Raw genomic sequence first — 17,656 nt, forward strand, 5'->3', positions numbered from 1 at the left:
AAAATGTAGAAGGTTTAATGATAATAGGAGCAGCTTTAATAATAATAAATTTAATTGCCTGGATTTTATCTAAGATAAGATGGACTATTATAACTTCAGTAACTAATAATATTTTAGTAAATATAAGACATGAATTATATAGTCATATTCAAACCTTATCCTTTGATTTTTTTGACAGCAGGCCGGTTGGGAAAATACTTGCAAGGGTAGTTGGAGATGTTAATGCTTTAAAGAATTTATTTTCTCAAAGTATTCAATCCTTTATCCCTCAGTTATTAAATCTTGTATGTGTAGCTGTTATAATGTTTATTCTTAATTTTAAACTAGCATTGGCCTGCACTATATTATTGCCTATATTAGGGATTGCTATGTTCTATATTGAAATTCATTCAAGAAGAAGATGGGAAGTTTATAGAAATAAAAGGTCCAATTTAAATGGTTTTACTCATGAAGACTTTTCAGGAATAAAAGTTGTACAAGGCTTTGCAAGGGAAAAGGGGACAGAGAAAAATTTTAAGGCAATGGTTAAGGAATTAGGTGATGCTTTTATCAAGGCTGTAAAGTTAAATGACTTCTTTTGGCCCCTTGTTGAATTATCCTGGGGGGTTGGAACCTTAGTAGTATTCTTTATAGGTTATAAACTAATAATGAATAATGAAATACAGATTGGTACATTAATAGCCTTTTTAATGTATGTAGGAATGTTTTGGAGACCTATAATGAATCTTTCTAATTTCTATAATACTTTAATTACAAATTTTTCAGCAGCAGATAGAATATTTGATATTTTAGATATAAAACCTGTCATAAAAAATTCAGAAAATGCAAAGAAAATTGGAAGGATTCATGGAAATGTTGAATTTAAAAATGTAAGTTTTTCTTATGATGATAATACCGAAGTTCTTAAAAATGTAAGTTTTAAAGTTAATAAGGGGGAAAGAATAGCCTTAGTTGGAGCAACAGGGGCTGGTAAGAGTACTATTATTTCTTTATTAAGCAGATTTTATGATCCAACTTCAGGAGAAATTCTTATAGATGGGAAAAATATTAAGTATGTTGATTTAGAGTCATTAAGAAGCCAAATGGGAATAATGCTTCAAGATACCTTTTTATTTTCTACTACAATTATGGAAAATATAAGATATGGAAGATTGGATGCCAGTGATGAAGAAGTTATAGCTGCAGCGAAAGCAGTTAATGCCCATGACTTTATTATGAAGTTAGAAAAAGGATATCATACTGAAGTAAATGAAAGAGGTTCTAGATTATACTTGGGGCAAAGGCAGTTAGTATCCTTTGCAAGGGCATTACTTGCAAATCCAAGAATTTTAATATTAGATGAAGCTACATCTAATATAGATACTGAAACAGAAAAATTAGTTCAAAGTGGTATAGAAAAGCTCCTTTATTCAAGAACTTCCTTTGTTGTAGCCCATAGATTATCAACAATTAGAGATTGTGATAAGATTATGGTTATAGATAATGGTAGAATAGCAGAATTAGGAAATCATGATGAGCTAATAAGGAAAAAAGGAATTTATTATGATCTATATATGACCCAATATAAGTTTTTAAATGTGATGTAGAGGTACTTGGTTTATCTTGGAAACTTTATTGCTTCTATTTTGATAGCATATATGATGAATAAGTCTGGACTTTTTAGCAGTGGAGATAAATATGCTGGGGCAAGTAACAATTAAAATTGCAGTATATAAATTTGGGATCTTTTTAATTGCTAATTTAATTCTTGTAACCTTAGGAAATATAATTGGAGAGGCATTTTTGTAGGAGCAGTTTAGAGGTTAAAGGAAAATTTTAAAATAAATAATGCTTCAGATAATATTGCTGCATAATAAAAAGAAGATTGGAATCAATCTTCTTTTTATTTATCTATGCTAATAACATTAGCTTGCTCATTTTCTTCTAATGGGACAATTAAGCATTTTTTTCCATCAATTATTTCTGATTTTATTTGAGGAACTTTTTCTGCCTTTACTTGAAGGACTACATCGTAACTTTCGATAAGAGCCTTATTTTCCTCTAAAGCTTGTTTGTTTTCGGCATCTAAGGCTATTTCCTCTTTTGCCCTTTCTAACTGAGCTTCTAAAATTTCAACTTTCTTCTTAAGTTCTTTTTCTTTCTTTATTTTTTCATTCAATTGAAGAGCTTTAGAATCAAGTAATTCCTCCACAGCAGGAGGAGTATCTCCAAAGGCTTCAACAAAGGATTTCTCAATTTTTTCTGTAACTTCTTCTGGAACACCAGTTTCAACCAAAATTTCCTTGATAGTATCATTTGTTAATGCAATAGGTTCTCTTTCTGTACCCTTAATAAAGTCAGTTTCTTCAACAATATTATTGAGATTTTCTTGAATTTCTAAAAATACTTCTTCTGCCTTTTCTTCGTCATCAGCAATGGCCTTGCTTACAATTGTATGGAAGGTTTCCTTCTTCTCAGCAGCAGTTTGCTTAGGGGAACAGCCAAGGACCTCTTCCATAATTTCTGGATGAGGATCCTTTGCATTTTTAGTATAGTACATTACAGAATGAATATCAGTGCTTCTATCAGTAAAGGCTGGGAAGATAAATCCAATATCAGGCGGACCTACTACCCAATCTCTATTACGAGCTCCAATTTTATGTTGATCCTCTAGATATCCAAGGGCAGGTTTTGAAAGGGTTACTGGACATATAGCACATAATATATATTCGTATACTTCTTCAGACTCATCTAATTTTCCATTGTCACTAGTTTTAGTAAGAACATCATAGGCGTCATGGAAAAGAAGGATTAAAAAATTACCTGTATAATCATAACTATCTATAATTGTTTTATAAAAATTATCAAGTAGATTTTCATCTTTTAATTGGCTTGCCTTTAATATCATTAAAGATTTTTGTCTTCCTCCAATTTCCTCTTCATTAATAGGGAAGTTAAGTTCAAGAAGGTTATTACCAATAGTTCCTGATAAAGTCTTTTTTGCAATTTCTAAATATTTAAACAGTTCATCTTCTTCAAGGTTTAAAAAGCTTTCATTAAGGTGTAGTATAATATTTTTATCTCCATTTACATAACATCCAGTTAGTCTGGTAAAGCTGCAATCATCTTTTTTAAAACGTTTTTTTAGCTCTAAAATATCTTTTTTATTCATTTAAATCCCTCTCATTTTCTGAGTTTTTGAAAAAATATCTTACTTAATATAGTATAGTGTTCAAAAAATAAGTCTGCAAGTAAGTAAACTAAAAATATATTATTAGTTAACATAAAAAAATCTTCTTTTGAGAAAATATAATTATATAAACTTTTAAAGGGAGGATTTATATGGATAAGGATCAATTAAAATATTTTAAAAACAAGCTTCTTATAGAAAAGAAAAAAGTCAGCGGGCTTATAAATCAGTTAAATAAAAATGGAGCAACTCAATTTAATGCTGAAACTGCCAGTGAATTATCCTTTTATGATAATCATCCTGCAGACATTGCTGATGAAGGTTATCAAGTTGAACTTGGAAAGGCTCTTGAGGCAAATGAAGAAGTTTTATTAGAGAAAATAGACAATGCATTAAAATCTATAAAAGAAGGTACTTATGGTAAGTGTAAAATTTGTGGAAAGGATATAGATATAGAGAGGTTAAAAGCCTTACCTTATGCAGAAAACTGTATTGAATGTCAGGATACAATTAGCAAAGTGAAAAGCTATAATTCTCAAAAAAGAGTTACAGAGGAAAGTGTAATTGGGGAACCTTTTAGACATAGTTTTACTCATCATACTGATGACTCAGTAGGCTTTGATTTAGAAGATACATATCAAGCCTTACAAAGGCATAATAAAATAGATGATTATGAAGGCTATGATTATGAAGAAGATGATGAAGTATACGTTGAGGAAATAGAAAAAATAAGCAATCAACAATATAAAAATCAATTGACATAAATTTCTTATCTAGATAAGAAAAAAAGAGGATGCTATAATATTTCATATAATTTAAACAAAGGAGTAGTTAAATGAAATATTATCTAGCACCATTAGAAGGACTTACAGTTTTTATATATAGAAATGCTTATAGAAAATATTTTGGAGATAATTTTGATAAATATTTTGCGCCCTTTATTGTTCCTAATAGCAGTAGAAGTCTTAAAACTAGGGAGTTAAGAGATATATTGCCTGAAAATAATATAGGGATAAATCTTATTCCACAAATACTTACAAATGATGCAGAAGGTTTTATTGCAACTGCTAGAAAACTTCAGAAGTTAGGATATAATGAAATAAACTTAAATTTAGGATGCCCTTCAGGTACAGTAGTATCTAAGGGGAGAGGCTCTGGATTTTTAGCTAAAAAAGAAGAGCTTGATAAGTTTTTAGAAGAAATATTTAAGATAGATGATATGAAAATTTCTATAAAAACTAGATTGGGAAAAGATAGGCCAGAGGAATTTTATGAATTAATAAAAATTTATAATAAATATCCCTTGGAAGAATTAATAATTCATCCTAGAACAAGGCAGGACTTTTATGGCAATAAACCTAATCTAGATATTTTTAGGGAAGCTTTATCCTTAAGCAAGAATCCAGTTTGCTACAATGGAGATATTTTTACAATAGAGAATTATAAGGAATTTATACAAGCCTTTCCTAATGTGAATGCAGTCATGCTAGGAAGAGGAATAATAGCAAATCCAGCTCTAGTAAATGAAATTAAATATGATAAATCTATAGATAAGAAAGTTTTTAAGGAATTTCATGATGAAATTTTTCAAAAATATAGAGAGATATTTAATGAAGATAAAAATGCAATTTTTAGAATGAAAGAGTTTTGGGGATATATGATAAATATTTTTTCAGATAACAAAAAATATGCTAAAAAAATTAAGAAGGCTCAAAAGTTAGTTGATTATAATGAAGCTGTTGAAAGTTTATTTAGGGAACAGGAAATTATTAAAGGATTCTACACCTTCAATAGGTGAAGCAAACATTTCTTTTGAGCTATCAGTAAGCTTAGTAGTTGATGCCTTTTCTGAACCTTCTTCTAGACCTTTACTTAAAGTTTCTGAACCTTCTTCTAATTTAGAAACTCCACTGCTTAATTCTTTAGAGCCGGCATAAAGCTTATATGCCCCTTCTGATATGGAATTAGAAGCAGAATTTATTTTGTTAATCCCTGAACTTAGTGAAAGATTATTATTAGATAAAGCAATTAATCCTTCTGATAAATCATTTGAACCTTCTGCAAGTTTATTAATTCCATCAGTTAAGGCTGGAACTGAATTATTTAAAGCAGTTGTTCCATTTGATAAGCTTTCAGCTCCATTAACAAGGCTTTCAGAATTTGAAGCTAAGTTATTTGTACCTTTGTATAAACTTGAAACTCCAGAAGTATAGCTTTGAATTCCATAAGTTAGCTTATCACTGCCATCCTTTAAGGCAGATATTCCATTATTTAAACTATCAGCTCCTGGTATTATTTGATTATTTAAGCTATATTGTACCTTTTCTAGACCTGAATATAAATTAGTTATTGTTGAAGCAATAAGCTCTTTATTATTTGCAAGACTTTCAAATCCTGTCTTAGCAGAAGTCATTTGATTAGAAATTGAAGTTAGTTCATTTCCTAATCCAGCTAAAGGAGCTGATAAGTTATTAATAATCTTATTTTGTGTTTCACTATCTAAATCCTTGAACCATTCTGAACGGCTGATTTCAGCTATTGTTTTTTGAAGTTCATTAATGTAGGATGAAGAATTTTTTAGTGAAGTTCCAATATTGGTTAAATTTGATTCTAAAGCATTACCTGAGCTGTTAAAGCTATTCAAGGAGGAAGTTAATTTATTAATATTTTCACTATTTTCTTTGTTAACAGCTTCTCCTATAGAAGCAGATAAGGATCTTAGACCATTTACAAGATTATTACTTCCTTCTTTTAAACTTGTTAAGCCATTATTTAAACTATTAGCTCCTGCTAGCAAATCATTAGAATTAGAGTTAAGTTTAGAAACTCCATCCTTTATTGAATCAACACCTGAAGTGTATTTTTGTAAGCCTGCATATAGGCTGTTTGCTCCAATATTAAGATTATTTACTCCTTCTGAAAGAGAGGAAGCTTTACTATTTAAAGTATTTATTCCTGACTTTAATGTTATAGAGCCATCTTTAATTTCATTTACTGCAGATAAATATTTGCTAATTCCCTTTTCATAGCTATTTATTCCATCGCTGAAGGTTAAACTACTGTCATATAAAAGCTTTAAATTTGAGCTTATAGTATTAGAACCGTCCTTTAGTGATTTTAAGCCATTATTTATTTGAGATGCACCATCAGCAGCATCTTTAAGCTGAAGGCCTATTTCTGAGAATTTATCAAATACAGTTTCTGCATAAACTTCAGTTACACTATTTTCTATAGAGTTTGTAATCTTTTGAATTGCAGATTCGCTCATTTTTGAAGCAATATAATTTTTGCCTGGATTTACCTTATATTGAAGTTCCATTTTTTGAGGATTATCCTCTAAAAGAGTTGTAGCATTATAAGAAAAATTCTCAGGAATTGTAATAACCATATAATAGGAACCATTATCTAAGCCTTCCTGAGCAGTTTCTTTATCTACAAAGTTAAAATTAAGGGCATTATTTTCTTTTAGGTTTTTAACTAGCTCCTCTCCAATAGATAATTCTTTACCATTATAATCGCAGGACTTGTCTAAATTTACTACAGCCACAGGCAATTTATCTAAGTTTCCATAAGGATCCCACATTGATCCTAAGAAAACAGTAGTATAAATTGAGGGAATTAGTATTATTCCTATTATTGCAAGTGCCTTAATAATTTTTAATATTTGTGATTTTTTTTCTTTTGCATCTTCCATGTTATCACCCCTTCTTTATTTAATAGTGTATTTAATAGTGCAGATGCTATAAGTTTTTGAACATAGTGTTGTTTTTTTTAGCAATAATAATTATAATTACATTAAAATTTAAAAACAATAATCAATGTTTTTCAAAGAGTTCATTAATAAACAGTATCTTATAATAATGTTCAGAAAGGGATATTTTTATGACAAATACAGATAGAAGAGTTAGAAAGACAAAGGCTATATTAAGAAAAAATTTAATAGAGCTTATGAAAGTTAAAAATATAAGTTCTATTACTGTAAAGGAACTTTGTGAAAAGTCAGATATAAATAGAGGAACATTTTATCTTCATTATAGAGATGTCTTTCATATGCTAGAGGAGATTGAAAAGGAGCTTTATGAAGAATTTCAAGATATGATCTTATCTTATGAAATTTCTCCTAATAAAATCGAGACAAAACCAATATTGCAGGATATTTTCACTTTTATAGCTCAAAACAAGGATTTTTGTATGGTTGTTCTTTGTGATAGGGGAGACATGGCTTTTGTAAAAAAAATAGTCTCAGTAATATATGAAAAAAGTTATAATGATTGGTCTAAGATTTTTAAGCTTGATGATAAGGAACTTTTTGAGAAGTATTATTCATTTATATTATATGGAGCTATAGGATTAATAGATTACTGGTTAAAGAATGGAATGAGGGAAAGCCCTGAATATATGGCAATTTTAACAGAAAATATAATTGTAAATGGATTAAAATCATTACTTTAAAGGATGAGGAGTATGCCCAAGGTAATAAATATAGTTGGAGAAAGATCAAAGGTTGGAAAGACCTTTGTTATAGAAGGTTTAATCAAAGAACTAAAAAAGAGGGGATTAACTGTTGCAACAATAAAACATGATGTTCATGGTTTTGATATTGATAAAAAGGGAAAAGATACATATAAGCATAGGGAAGCTGGGGCTGAAACTGTTATTATATCATCAAAGTCTAGGCTGGCAGTAATAAAAGAATTAAAGGAAGAAACTGATTTAAATGATATCATTAAATTAGCAGAAGATAAGGATATTGTATTAGTAGAGGGTTATAAGAATAGCAATTTAAGAAAAATAGAGGTATATAGAAATAAAGTCAGCAGCAAAGTAATAAGCCATAAAGATAAGTTAATTGCTGTAGCAAGTGATGTAAAGTTAAATTTGGATGGGGTTTTAATAGTTGATAAAGAAAATTTTAAGGCGCTTGCTGACTTAATAGAAAAAGAAAAGGAATTTGAATTTGGGGGATGAAAGTGAAGTCATTTATATCTTTAGAAGAAGCTATAGGAATTTTAAATAATAGGGTGAATAATCTTGAAAAGGAAAAAGTTCTATTACTTGATGGATTAAATAGAATAATAGCTCAGGATATTTACTCTAAAATAGATAATCCTCCCTTTGATAAATCAGCAATGGATGGTTATGCAATAATTGCAGGAGATTCAGAAAGGTTAAAAGTAGTAGGAAAAATATATGCAGGAGAAGTTTATAAGGGGGATGTTACTAAAGGAACAGCCGTTAAAGTAATGACTGGTGCAGCTATTCCTAAAGGGGCAGATGCTGTTATAAAGCAGGAGAATGTTATTATAGAAGGGGATTATATAATTTTAAAAAATAAGATTGTGAAAGGGGAAAATATCTGCGAAAAAGGTGAGGACATATCTAAGGGGGCATTATTAATAAAAGAGGGGAAGAAACTTGATTATGCTGATATAGGAATTTTAGCAAGTTCAGGGATAGGTGAAATATGGGTATATAAAAAGCCTGAATTAGCATTTATTAGTACTGGAGATGAAGTTATAGATATAAATAATAAACTTGAAGAAGGGAAAATTTATAACAGCAATAAATATTCAATTTTATCTAGAGTAAAGGAACTTGGATATAATGTAAAAGATATAAATCATATTAATGATGATTATAATAAAATTGCTAAATATATAGAGAAACTATCTAAGGAAGTAGATTTAATAATTACAACAGGAGGAGTTTCTGTTGGGGAGAAGGATATCATTAAGGAGGCTATTGATCTTGCAAAGGGAGAAAAATTGTTCTGGAAAGTTAATATAAAGCCAGGTTCTGCTGTCTTATGCAGCAAGGTAAATAAGGCGATAGTAATAAGTCTATCAGGTAATCCAACTGCAGCATTAACTACTTTTGAGTTATTGGTAAAGGTAACTTTGGAGAAACTATCTGGTGCTAAAGAGATAAAGATAAAAAAGGAAAAGGCAATTTTGCTTCAGGATATTAATAAGAAAGGCTCAAAAAGGAGATTTTTAAGGGGTAGATTTGAAATTATTGATGGAAAGCAATACGTTAATATAACCCAAATAAAATCAGGAAATGGTATCCTTAGTTCAGCTTTAAATTCTAATTGCATAATTGAAATAGAAGCTGATAATGGAGTGAAATTTAAAGGGGACTTAGTAAATATTATAAAACTTTAGGTGGAAATCATGATAAAGAAAAGTTTGGCTATTATAGCTGGTGGAAAGAGCAGCAGAATGAATTATAATGATAAGGCTTTACTGCTTTATAAAGAAAAAACTTTTATAGAACATATAATAAATAGTGGAAAAAGTTTTGATGAAATAATTGTAATTTCTAATAATAAATATTTAAGCTATGTTTTGCCAGTGAAAGTTTATAGGGATATATATTTAGGAAATGGTCCCTTATCAGGCATACATTCTGCCCTTATAAATGCAAAATATGACAAAGTATTATGTATAGCCTGTGATATGCCTTTAATTTCAGAAAGAAGCTTAAACACAATAGGCAGTATAATTGGAGAATATGAAGTATTGGTACCAAAAATTAAGGGGAAATTACAGCCTTTATGTTCAATATATTCTAAAAGCTTAATTCCTAAAATAGAAAAGGCACTTATAGAAGAGCAAAATAAATTGCAGGCTTTCATTAGGACTACAAATTATAAAATAATTGAAGATAAAGATTATGAAGAATTAAATGAAAAATATTTTTTAAATATAAATACAACTAAAGAATATAATGATTTGCTTTTATTACAAGATTAACTTATATTTTTGAAAAATATTAAGGACAAAAAAATAGGCTTAAGTATACTTATATAGTATACTTAAGCCTATTTTTTTCCATAATTTTAGACTATGTAAATTGTAATTAAAGTAAGAATAAGATATAATAAATCTAAAATATTATTATGGTAATAAAAAATAATTTGGAGGCAAGACCATGTATAGAAAGGACTTTTCTGATTTAGAAGATCAAATTATGGATACTGTAAAAAATGCACTTAATGCTATAAATTTTGCTTCAATAACAAGAGATATTGCCAGTAAAACTGATGAAACAATAAATGAGTTTAAAACTAAATTAAAGGAATATAATAATAAGATAGAAAATAGGTACACAAATTTAAATAAATCAAATAAAAAAGATATAACATTATATATTGAAAAGAAACCTGCTGGCACTGTTGCAGGAATTCTTTATATAATATTTGGTTCAATTGGAAGCTTTGTATTTGGAATCTTGCTAGCTGTTTTTTCAATAGTAACTACTGTTGTTCCTGATATGTTAGGAGGAGGTCTAGTTGGATTGGGAGTTATAGCAGCTTTCTTTGCTTCAAGTTTGGGAGTAACCATAAATGGAATAAATATAAGAAAAAGAATAAGGCGTTTTAAAAAATATGTAAATTTCCTAGATGATAACACTTATTGTTTAATTAACGATTTAGCTAGAATTGTTGGAAAAAAAGAAAAGTTTGTTATTAAGGATTTAAGAAAGATGATTGATCTTAATATGTTTAAAGAAGGTCATATAGATGATGAAGAAACGCATTTTATGCTTACAAATGAAGTTTATGAAAATTATTTAAATTTAAAAAGACAACAAAATATTAAAAAGCACGAAAAGGATAAGTTAGAAAATAAATCAAGATCAAATGAAGAAGAAAATGATAAGGTAAACACTATTATTAATACAGGAAGAAATTATATTGAAGAGATTAAAAATGTAAAGAATCAATTGTATAAAGAAGAATTTTCATTAAAACTTGGTAAGTTACAAAATATAGTTAACCAAATACTTAATTATATTGAAAAGAATCCTAAAAAGTTAAATGAAGTAAATAAGTTCATTAATCATTATCTTCCGATGACAATTAAATTGATTAATTCCTATAAAGAACTAAATAATCAGCCAGTTCAGGGAGATAATATTAAAAAGGCTAAAATTGAAATAGAAAAGAGTATTGATTTAATAAATACTGCTTTTGAAAATTTATTAGATGATTTATATGAAGATATGGCTTTAGATATTTCTACTGATATTTCTGTTTTAAAAACCTTATTTAAACAAGAAGGGTTAACCGAAAATGATTTTGAAAAGTAATATAGATACAAAGAGGGTGTTAGAGTGAATAATGATTTTAATGAAAATATAGAAATAAAGCCAGAGTTAGTTTTTGAACCTTTTCAAGATGAAAGTCCTGTTGTTAAGGTAGAAGAAGTACAAAAGGAAAAGATTGAAGATATTCCTTTAACAGATGAAGAAAAGAAAATGGTAGATCAATTTGTAGAAAAGATTAATTTAAGAGATTCAAATTCAATTTTACAATATGGAGTAGGTGCTCAAAAGAAAATTGCAGACTTCTCTGAAACAGCTTTAGACAATGTTAGAACTAAGGATTTAGGAGAAATAGGTGATATCCTTTCTAATGTAGTATATGAGCTTAAGAATTTTGAAGATGCAGAAGAACAAAAAGGTATCTTAGGCTTATTTAAAAAAGGGAAAAATAAAATTACTCAAATGAAAGTGAAGTATGCAAAGGTAGAAGAAAATATTAATAAGATGTGTGAGACTTTAGAAAAGCACCAAATACAGCTATTAAAAGATATTGCTATGTTAGATAAAATGTATGAAATAAATAAGGTTTACTTTAAAGAGCTTTCTATGTATATCTTAGCTGGTAAAAAGAAACTTCAAAAATTAGAACAAGAGGAATTGCCCAAATTACAAGCTAAGGCAAAGGCCAGTGGTCTTCCACAGGATGCCCAGGAAGTTAATGATTTTATAGCCCTTTGCAATCGCTTTGAGAAAAAAATACATGATTTAGAGTTAACAAAGATGATTTCACTGCAAATGGCTCCACAAATTCGTTTAATTCAAAATAATGACGCCCTAATGTCTGAAAAAATTCAATCTACTCTTGTAAATACTATTCCTCTTTGGAAAAGTCAAATTGTATTGGCTCTAGGAGTTGCACATTCATCTAATGCAGCTAAGGTACAAAGGGAAGTAACAGATATGACTAATGAACTTTTAAGAAAAAATGCAGAAACTTTAAAAATTTCAACTATAGAAACTGCTAAAGAATCTGAAAGAGGAATTGTTGATATTGAAACTCTTCGTTACACAAATGAATCCTTAATTTCAACTATTGATGAAATATTACGAATACAGGAAGAAGGACGTGAAAAGCGTAAAAATGCTGAATTAGAATTAAGAAATATTGAAGAGCAATTAAAAAATAAACTATTAGAAATAAAAAGATAATAGAGTTTTTCTTATACAGAACAAAATCTAATTAAGATATTGTTCTGTTTTTTTATCTTTCCAATTATATAAACCTTACTTTTTTAAAAGCGTAATTGATTATTAAAAACAAGTTCTAAAAACATAAATAAAATTATATATAGTATAGATAGATGTTATTTTAATAGAAAATCTTTATTAAATGGGAGGATTTATATGGCGAAATATTGTTTAGCAAGAACATCGGATAAATGGTTTGATTTTATTAAAAAGAATGGATATATGGATTTGGCAAACCTTTGGAAACCTTATCCACAAAGTTTTAAAACTATTTCTAAGGATGGAAAAATGTTCTTATACAGTACAGAAAAAGAAGCATTTATAGCTGTAGCAAGCTTTAATGGAAATACCAGCATAAAAACAGTTGATGAGGCTTGGAAATATTATAGACAAAGAAACGGTCAGCATAATATAAATCTTTTTATACAGTTAATTAACGGTGAATCAAAGGTAAAAAATCATTTTAATTATAAAGATAAAATTTGCTGTATTGAAATTGAAAACATAAAGGAATTTAAAGAACCTTATAAATATCATTATGAAAATACTCAAATGTTCAAGAGTTTAGAAGGCGATGAATATAAGGATTTATTAAAGGTATTAAAAGAAAAAGAAGCAGAGTTAACTGCAAGTGAATAGAAAGAAGAAATTGTAAATCTAATATAGTCATAGTTTTTTTCTATAGGTTAATAATAATATTGATATAAGTTTTTATTATATCTAATTGCATTTAAGGAGGATTACAAATGACAAATAAATTTAAAGAAAAGTTTGTTGGAATGCCTATAGAAAAACATGAAACTGCAGCCTGGGCAAATATTGAAAAAACTAAGCCTGTTTCTAAAGTAACAGAGCCAAGTGAAGTTCAAGCTGCTAATGCTAAGGAATATGTTGATTCAAATCAAAAATAAATTTAATCTTAAAATAAAAATCCCCAAATTTGGGGATTTTTATTTTAGTGATAATTTTATGCTTCAGATAAGCGTTTATAAACTTCATATCTTTCTTGGGCATTCTTTTCTGCTTCATTAAATAGTTGGTCTGCAACTTCAGGGAATACTTTCATTAATGAAGAGAAACGTATTTCGCCACTTAAGAAATCTCTATAAGATTCTTTAGGTGGCTTAGATTCAAGGATAAATGGATTCTTTCCTTCCTCTTTTAATAAAGGATTGTATCTATATAAATGCCAATATCCAGAATCTACAGCTTTTTTCATTTCTCTCATGCTATTTCCCATTCCAATTTTAATTCCATGGCTTATACATGGAGCATAAGCTATGATAAGTGATGGGCCAGGATAGCTTTCAGCTTCAGCAAGAACCTTTATTGTTTGATTCATATTAGCTCCCATAGCTATTTGAGCTACATAAACATAACCATAACTCATAGCCATAAGACCTAAATCTTTCTTTCTAGTTCTCTTTCCAGCAGCAGCAAACTTAGCAACTTGAGCAGTTTGAGATGATTTTGATGCCTGACCTCCTGTATTTGAATAGATTTCAGTATCCATTACAAATATATTTACATCTTCACCGCTTGCAAGAACATGGTCTAAGCCTCCAAATCCAATATCGTAAGCCCAGCCATCTCCACCAATTATCCATTGAGATTTTTTAACTAGATAATCCTTTCTTTCTAATATTTCCTTGGCAATATTATTATTAGCATACTTTGGATTATTAAGTGCTGATAAAAGCTTATTGGAAGCAAGTTTAGAACCTACCCCATTATTAAAGTTATCAAGCCATTCAGTGAAGGCTGCTTTAGCTTCTTCATCAAAGTCTGCTGATTCTAAAGCTTCTTTTACTAAATCTGCAAGCTTTTCTCTTTGCTGCTTAACTGCAAGATACATTCCATAGCCAAACTCAGCATTATCTTCAAATAATGAATTTGCCCATGCAGGTCCTTTTCCTTCTTCATTAGTTGTATAAGCAATGGCAGGGGCGCTTGCTCCCCAAATAGAAGAACAGCCTGTTGCATTAGCTATAATCATTCTTTCACCGAATAATTGAGTTAAAAGTCTAATATATGGTGTTTCTCCACAGCCTGGGCAAGCTCCATTGAATTCAAGAAGAGGTCTTACAAATTGACTTCCCTTTAATGTATTTCTATCCATTAAATCTTCTTTTGGAGTTAAGGTCATTGCATATTCCCAATTTTCTTCTTGTTCTATTATTTGTTCTTCTGCTGGTTTCATTATTAAAGCCTTACCAGGTGCAGGACAAACATCAGCACAGTTTCCACAGCCAGTACAGTCAAGAGGAGCTACCTGGATTCTAAAGCCATAATCTCCAAGACCTTTTCCTGTAGCCTTCTTAGTATAGAAGGTTTCAGGAGCATTTTTTTGCTCTTCTTCGCTGACTAAGAATTGTCTTATGGTAGCATGAGGACATACATAGGAGCATTGACCGCATTGGATACATTTGTCTATCTGCCATTCAGGAAGATAAACAGCAATACCACGTTTTTCATAAGCAGTAGTACCTAATGGGAAAGTTCCATCTTCCATTCCAATGAAGGCGCTTGTTGGAAGATTATCACCTTCATGTCTTTCCATAGGACGTTGTATCTTTTTAACAAATTCTGGTTCATCCTTAATTGGAGCTTCTTCATCTGCTACATTTGCCCAGCTTTCAGGTACATTGACCTTTACTAAGGAATCTATACCTCTGTCTACTGCAGCCTTATTAGCATCTACTATTTTTTCACCATTTTTGCCATACATATCAACAATTGATTTCTTTAAATGCTTAACTGCATCTTCTACAGGTATTATATTTGCTAATTTAAAGAAGGCTGCTTGCATTACCATATTAATTCTGTTGCCTAAGCCAATTTCACCAGCAATTCTATTTGCATCTATGATATAGAATTGTATATTATTTTTTGCTATATATCTCTTAAATATTGCAGGAAGCTTAGTTTCAAGTTCTTCTTCACTCCATGGACAGTTAAGTACAAATGTACCGCCTTTCTTTAGTCCCTTTAACACATTAAGGTTATATAAGAAGGACTTGTTGTGACAAGCTATATAGTCTGCATTATAAACTAAATAAGGAGATTTTATAGGACTTTTTCCAAATCTTAAGTGGGATATAGTTGAACCACCTGATTTTTTACTATCATATTCAAAATAAGCTTGAGCATATAGCTCTGTATTATCTCCAATAATTTTAATAGCACTCTTATTTGCTCCAACAGTACCATCAGATCCAAGTCCGATAAATTTACAGCTTATTGTTCCTTCTGGAGTAGTGTCAATTTCATCTCCTTTAGCTAAAGAAGTATAAGTAACGTCATCAACTATTCCTATTGTGAAATTATCCTTTGGATTATCAGATTTTAAGTTATCAAATACAGCTAGAATTTGAGCAGGAGTAGTATCCTTAGAAGCTAAGCCGTATCTTCCTCCAACAATAATAGGTTTATTTTCTTTGTTATAGAATAACTTAGATACATCTAAGTATAATGGTTCACCAATAGAACCTGGTTCCTTTGTTCTGTCTAGTACTGCAATTTTCTTAACAGTTTTAGGAAGTACTTTAAAGAAGTATTTTTCACTAAATGGTCTGTATAAGTGAACTTTAATCATTCCTACCTTTTCGCCCTTAGCTCTTAAGTAGTCAATTACTTCACTTGTAGTATCACATACTGAACCTATAGCCACAATTATATGTTCAGCTTCTGGGTCGCCATAATAATCAAATGGATGATAAGCTCTTCCTGTAATGCTTTCTATTTCCCTCATATATTGTTCAACTATATCTGGTATAGCTAAATAAAATGGATTTTGAACTTCCCTTCCTTGGAAGTATATATCAGGGTTTTGAGCAGTACCTCTTGCTACTGGATGTTCTGGATTTAGTGCATTATTTTTGAAGGCCTTTAATGCTTCTTTATCTACAAGTTTGTTAATTTGATTAAAATCTGGCACTTCAATTTTTTGATATTCATGAGAAGTTCTAAAACCATCAAAGAAATGAGTAAATGGAACTCTTCCTTTAATTGCACTTAAATGGGCTACGCAAGCTAAATCCATAACCTCTTGAACATTAGATGAAGCAAGCATAGCAAAGCCTGTTTGCCTAGTTGCCATAACATCTTGATGATCTCCAAATATTGATAGGGCATGAGTAGCAATTGCACGGGCACTTACATGGAAAACTACCGGCAATAATTCTCCTGCTATTTTATACATATTTGGAATCATAAGAAGCAAACCTTGAGATGCTGTGTATGTTGTGGTTAAGGCTCCAGCTTGAGCAGAACCATGTACAGCACCAGCAGCACCGGCTTCTGATTGCATTTCTACAACTTTTACTGTTTGATTAAACATATTTTTCTTTCCATGAGCTGCCCATTCATCTACAGCTTCTCCCATAGGAGTAGAAGGAGTAATTGGGAAGATAGCTGCTACTTCAGTAAAATTATAGGAAGCATATGCGGCAGCTTGATTTCCGTCCATTGTTTTTATAACTTTTTGCATTAAAATAGTCCTCCTCATTATTTAAAATAGATATTTCTCGTCTGATTTATTATTTGAATTATGAGGAAAACTATTCATGTTAAAAAGTGCATTTATTATAGTGATTTTAATATATTATTTAGTAATATAATAATTTTTATTTAAAAATTATTAATTTATACTAGGCTATGGTATGGCTAAATGGCTTTCAAAAAGAATAAATAATGCTGTTGATAATGTTAAAAGAAACAGGAATACAATATCAAAATGATGCAGAGTTTGTACATAAAATGTCTAATGAAATCTCTCTTTCAACAAATACAATTTCTTCTAGCATAAATGAAGTTAATAATGCAATGACTAATGTAACAGACTTAGCAGAGAGATTGTCTGTTTTATCTAATAGATTTAAAATTTAAAGAATGGATTTATTATAGAATAAAATATACATAATTTTTAAAAATTTAATACATAAAATTATGGGGCTGTCGCACTAAGTGATTAGTGCGTAGCTCCTTTTTTATGTAAAAAAATAAATCCCGAACTTCGAGAAGTAAGGGATTTATGGTAAAATATTAGTATGATAAAACATAACATTTTACAAAAAAATTATACTTTAAATCAAAAGGTTTATCAACTAAAACTTCCTTTTGATATTGATTGCATAATTCCAAGTAATGATTCTGTGCGATTACTAAGCCAGTTTGTAGAGGAGATGGATT

The 17,656-nt window shown here is 29.6% G+C and carries 15 protein-coding genes; 12 read left to right on the forward strand and 3 right to left on the reverse strand.

Annotation, left to right across the window (positions count from 1 at the left end; all coding sequences use genetic code 11):
- The coding region (locus tag KQI16_RS05945) for an ABC transporter ATP-binding protein (protein ID WP_216432776.1) at window positions 1-1,586 on the forward strand (1,586 nt) is incomplete at its 5' end.
- Window positions 1,587-1,882: 296 nt separating this feature from the next.
- Here KQI16_RS05945 and KQI16_RS05950 read toward each other — a convergent pair.
- On the reverse strand, window positions 1,883-3,151 hold the full coding sequence (locus KQI16_RS05950) for a DUF4317 domain-containing protein (protein ID WP_216432777.1): 1,269 nt from the start codon (window positions 3,149-3,151) through the stop codon (window positions 1,883-1,885).
- Between the two features lie 170 nt (window positions 3,152-3,321).
- Between KQI16_RS05950 and KQI16_RS05955 the strand changes: the two genes are divergently transcribed.
- A complete protein-coding gene (locus KQI16_RS05955) occupies window positions 3,322-3,933 on the forward strand; it encodes a TraR/DksA C4-type zinc finger protein (RefSeq protein WP_216432778.1) in 612 nt (203 codons plus the stop codon).
- 71 nt (window positions 3,934-4,004) lie between these two features.
- Window positions 4,005-4,967 carry a tRNA dihydrouridine synthase gene (locus tag KQI16_RS05960; protein ID WP_216432779.1) on the forward strand — a complete coding sequence of 321 codons (963 nt, stop codon included), beginning with the start codon at window positions 4,005-4,007 and terminating at the stop codon, window positions 4,965-4,967.
- Here KQI16_RS05960 and KQI16_RS05965 read toward each other — a convergent pair.
- The gene (locus KQI16_RS05965; RefSeq protein ID WP_216432780.1) at window positions 4,917-6,863 is read right to left on the reverse strand and encodes a YhgE/Pip family protein; all 1,947 of its coding nucleotides are present in this window, start codon (window positions 6,861-6,863) and stop codon (window positions 4,917-4,919) included. The genes KQI16_RS05960 and KQI16_RS05965 overlap by 51 nt on opposite strands.
- A 188-nt stretch (window positions 6,864-7,051) precedes the next feature.
- Here KQI16_RS05965 and KQI16_RS05970 point away from each other — a divergent pair, with 188 nt between their 5' ends.
- The 8 genes from KQI16_RS05970 (at window position 7,052) to KQI16_RS06005 (ending at window position 13,377) form a co-directional block, all read left to right on the forward strand.
- Window positions 7,052-7,621: a TetR/AcrR family transcriptional regulator gene (locus KQI16_RS05970; RefSeq protein WP_216432781.1), complete on the forward strand. Its 570-nt coding sequence runs from the start codon at window positions 7,052-7,054 to the stop codon at window positions 7,619-7,621.
- Between the two features lie 12 nt (window positions 7,622-7,633).
- Complete coding sequence (gene mobB, locus KQI16_RS05975) at window positions 7,634-8,137, forward strand: molybdopterin-guanine dinucleotide biosynthesis protein B (RefSeq protein WP_216432782.1); 504 nt, start codon at window positions 7,634-7,636, stop codon at window positions 8,135-8,137.
- Entirely contained in the window at window positions 8,134-9,333 is a 1,200-nt protein-coding gene (locus KQI16_RS05980) for a molybdopterin molybdotransferase MoeA (protein ID WP_286172905.1), read from the forward strand. The genes mobB and KQI16_RS05980 overlap by 4 nt, the downstream gene beginning before the upstream one ends.
- A gap of 9 nt (window positions 9,334-9,342) precedes the next feature.
- Window positions 9,343-9,924, forward strand: a complete 582-nt coding sequence (locus tag KQI16_RS05985; RefSeq protein WP_216432784.1) for a molybdenum cofactor guanylyltransferase — start codon at window positions 9,343-9,345, stop codon at window positions 9,922-9,924.
- A 178-nt stretch (window positions 9,925-10,102) separates the two neighbouring features.
- The gene (locus KQI16_RS05990; RefSeq protein ID WP_119865465.1) at window positions 10,103-11,263 is read left to right on the forward strand and encodes a 5-bromo-4-chloroindolyl phosphate hydrolysis family protein; all 1,161 of its coding nucleotides are present in this window, start codon (window positions 10,103-10,105) and stop codon (window positions 11,261-11,263) included.
- Between the two features lie 24 nt (window positions 11,264-11,287).
- Window positions 11,288-12,427, forward strand: a complete 1,140-nt coding sequence (locus KQI16_RS05995; protein ID WP_216432785.1) for a toxic anion resistance protein — start codon at window positions 11,288-11,290, stop codon at window positions 12,425-12,427.
- 195 nt (window positions 12,428-12,622) lie between these two features.
- Entirely contained in the window at window positions 12,623-13,105 is a 483-nt protein-coding gene (locus KQI16_RS06000) for a hypothetical protein (protein ID WP_216432786.1), read from the forward strand.
- Between the two features lie 107 nt (window positions 13,106-13,212).
- A complete protein-coding gene (locus tag KQI16_RS06005; RefSeq protein WP_119865462.1) occupies window positions 13,213-13,377 on the forward strand; it encodes a CDIF630_02480 family spore surface protein in 165 nt (54 codons plus the stop codon).
- A gap of 56 nt (window positions 13,378-13,433) precedes the next feature.
- Here KQI16_RS06005 and nifJ read toward each other — a convergent pair whose 3' ends face one another.
- The gene (gene nifJ / locus KQI16_RS06010; protein ID WP_216432787.1) at window positions 13,434-16,955 is read right to left on the reverse strand and encodes a pyruvate:ferredoxin (flavodoxin) oxidoreductase; all 3,522 of its coding nucleotides are present in this window, start codon (window positions 16,953-16,955) and stop codon (window positions 13,434-13,436) included.
- A gap of 203 nt (window positions 16,956-17,158) precedes the next feature.
- On the opposite strand from nifJ, the gene KQI16_RS06015 reads away from it, so the two are divergent.
- Window positions 17,159-17,353 carry a hypothetical protein gene (locus KQI16_RS06015; protein WP_216432788.1) on the forward strand — a complete coding sequence of 65 codons (195 nt, stop codon included), beginning with the start codon at window positions 17,159-17,161 and terminating at the stop codon, window positions 17,351-17,353.
- Window positions 17,354-17,656 lie beyond the last annotated feature (303 nt).

This window comes from Caproiciproducens sp. MSJ-32, from assembly GCF_018918055.1.
Classification (GTDB): domain Bacteria; phylum Bacillota; class Clostridia; order Clostridiales; family Clostridiaceae; genus Clostridium.

What these genes read in the sequence shown, in the direction of transcription:
- nifJ (WP_216432787.1), bottom strand. Translation starts at nt 16,955, where the DNA reads ATGCAAAAAGTTATAAAAACAATGGACGGAAATCAAGCTGCCGCATAT.
- KQI16_RS05965 (WP_216432780.1), bottom strand. Translation starts at nt 6,863, where the DNA reads ATGGAAGATGCAAAAGAAAAAAAATCACAAATATTAAAAATTATTAAG.
- mobB (WP_216432782.1), top strand. Translation starts at nt 7,634, where the DNA reads ATGCCCAAGGTAATAAATATAGTTGGAGAAAGATCAAAGGTTGGAAAG.
- KQI16_RS05955 (WP_216432778.1), top strand. Translation starts at nt 3,322, where the DNA reads ATGGATAAGGATCAATTAAAATATTTTAAAAACAAGCTTCTTATAGAA.
- KQI16_RS06005 (WP_119865462.1), top strand. Translation starts at nt 13,213, where the DNA reads ATGACAAATAAATTTAAAGAAAAGTTTGTTGGAATGCCTATAGAAAAA.
- KQI16_RS05950 (WP_216432777.1), bottom strand. Translation starts at nt 3,151, where the DNA reads ATGAATAAAAAAGATATTTTAGAGCTAAAAAAACGTTTTAAAAAAGAT.
- KQI16_RS06015 (WP_216432788.1), top strand. Translation starts at nt 17,159, where the DNA reads ATGCTGTTGATAATGTTAAAAGAAACAGGAATACAATATCAAAATGAT.
- KQI16_RS06000 (WP_216432786.1), top strand. Translation starts at nt 12,623, where the DNA reads ATGGCGAAATATTGTTTAGCAAGAACATCGGATAAATGGTTTGATTTT.
- KQI16_RS05960 (WP_216432779.1), top strand. Translation starts at nt 4,005, where the DNA reads ATGAAATATTATCTAGCACCATTAGAAGGACTTACAGTTTTTATATAT.
- KQI16_RS05990 (WP_119865465.1), top strand. Translation starts at nt 10,103, where the DNA reads ATGTATAGAAAGGACTTTTCTGATTTAGAAGATCAAATTATGGATACT.
- KQI16_RS05980 (WP_286172905.1), top strand. Translation starts at nt 8,134, where the DNA reads ATGAAAGTGAAGTCATTTATATCTTTAGAAGAAGCTATAGGAATTTTA.
- KQI16_RS05970 (WP_216432781.1), top strand. Translation starts at nt 7,052, where the DNA reads ATGACAAATACAGATAGAAGAGTTAGAAAGACAAAGGCTATATTAAGA.
- KQI16_RS05985 (WP_216432784.1), top strand. Translation starts at nt 9,343, where the DNA reads ATGATAAAGAAAAGTTTGGCTATTATAGCTGGTGGAAAGAGCAGCAGA.